The sequence below is a fragment of the Homoserinimonas sp. genome (assembly GCF_056262345.1).
On the sequence record NZ_JBACFR010000099.1, the window covers coordinates 1 to 1,830 of the forward strand.

Consider the following 1,830-nt stretch of genomic DNA (forward strand, 5'->3'; position numbering starts at 1 on the left):
GAACTACATCGCCGGGTATGCCGTTATCAACGACGTGTCGATGCGCGATTACCAGTACCGCACCCTGCAGTGGCTTCAGGGCAAGACTTTCGAGAACACGGCGCCGTTCGGTCCTTACCTCGTGACGGCCGACGAGTGGGATCTCGGCCCGATCATGAAGTGTGTCGTCGACGGAGAGACCGTGCAGGAGACAACCACAGCAGAGCTGGTCTTCACGCCGACCAAGCTCGTCTCCTATATTTCGGACATCATCACCCTGAACGCTGGCGACGTCATCGCGACGGGAACAACCGGTGGGGTGGGCCACGCCCGCACCCCCGCGCGGTACCTCTCAGATGGTTCGCTCCTGGAAACTTCGATTGAGGGCCTCGGCGCTCAGAGGAACATCGCCAAGGTCGTCTGACGAGTGAGCCGCTCGGCCCCGTCATCCCCGGGGCCGGCAGCATCCCATCTGGCCTGGGCAATGGCAGGGCTCACAGCGGCCTTTCGCTCGCGAGCGGCAGACCGGTACCCGTGGCGCCCCGCTGGCTTTAGGGTGGGCGGATGTTGCCTTCCGAACTCTCTCGCTATACGGGTTACCTTGTGCGCCGTGCCCAGCAGGCGCACGCCGCGCTGTGGCTCCGCGCGGGCGAATCAGAGGTCACGTCGGTGCAATTCGGCGTGCTCAGCCTGCTCGATAGCAACCCCTCGATCGACCAGCGCTCACTCGGGGACCTGCTCCAGCTCGACCGTTCGACGATTGCGGATGTTGTGCTGCGGCTCGAAAACCGTGGCTACATCGAGCGGGTTCGTGACGCCGTTGACCGACGCCGCAAGATCTTGACTCTGACCGAGCAGGGAAGGGAGGAGCTACGAGCCCTCCTGCCCCATGCCGAAAACATCAACGCGGCACTCGTGGCCGGTCTCAATCCCGCCGATCAGCAAGAACTGAATCGTCTGCTTCGCCTGCTCATCGCCTCGCACAGTGACTTCGACGACGCCGATGCTTCGCGGGGCGACTCCGATGCGCCCGACGCCAAGCGGTGATTCTCGCCTAAAGAATCCCCGTTCTTTCGCGGCCGCTGAGGCACCCCGACAAAGTCGGGCAGTGAGACCGGGGTAGAGTTTTGCTTGGCTAACTTCTCCGGAGCCCCCTTCTTTCGGCCCGGACTCGAGAACATTTGCCACTTCACAACACCATTACGCGCGGATTGGAATGAGCAGCGTGGATCTATATGAGTACCAGGCCAGGGACCTTTTTGAGTCCTATGGCGTGCCAGTACTTGCCGGCCTGATTGCCGACACTCCTGAAGAAGCCAAGGCGGCTGCCGAGAAGATCGGTGGCACCGTCGTCGTCAAGGCCCAGGTCAAGACCGGTGGTCGTGGCAAGGCTGGCGGCGTCAAGGTCGTGCACAACGCGGACGACGCGTTCACGGCTGCCGAGCAGATCCTCGGCCTCGACATCAAGGGCCACGTGGTCAAGCGGGTCATGATCGCCCAGGGCGCTCGCATCGAGAAGGAGTTCTACTTCTCCGTGCTGCTCGACCGGGCAAACCGCTCCTACCTCTCGCTCTGCAGCGTTGAGGGTGGAATGGAGATCGAGGAGCTCGCGGTTGAGCGGCCAGAGGCGCTCGCGCGCATCGAGGTCAACCCCATCGCCGGCATCGACCAGGCCAAGGCCGAAGAGATCGCCCGCGCGGGAGGCTTCCCCGAGGAGCTCGTTGCCAAGGTTGCCGCAGTCTTCGTCAAGCTTTACGAGGTCTACAAGGGTGAGGACGCGACGCTCGTCGAGGTCAACCCCCTCGTGCTCACGGCAGACGGCGACATCGTCGCCCTCGACGGCAAGGTCTC

3 protein-coding genes are annotated in these 1,830 nt (G+C 63.2%); all 3 read left to right on the forward strand.

The features are described 5' to 3' along the window. Positions 1–403 (forward strand): fumarylacetoacetate hydrolase family protein (locus tag AC062T_RS05075; RefSeq protein ID WP_476027985.1); only part of this gene is annotated, 403 nt, incomplete at its 5' end. 140 nt (positions 404–543) lie between these two features. Next, the gene (locus AC062T_RS05080; protein ID WP_476027987.1) at positions 544–1,026 is read left to right on the forward strand and encodes a MarR family winged helix-turn-helix transcriptional regulator; all 483 of its coding nucleotides are present in this window, start codon (positions 544–546) and stop codon (positions 1,024–1,026) included. A gap of 178 nt (positions 1,027–1,204) precedes the next feature. Then, a partial coding sequence (locus AC062T_RS05085) for an ATP-grasp domain-containing protein (protein ID WP_476027989.1) occupies positions 1,205–1,830 on the forward strand: 626 nt, incomplete at its 3' end.

Coding starts and splice junctions, on each gene's coding strand:
- AC062T_RS05080 (WP_476027987.1), top strand. CDS start 544: ATGTTGCCTTCCGAACTCTCTCGCTATACGGGTTACCTTGTGCGCCGT.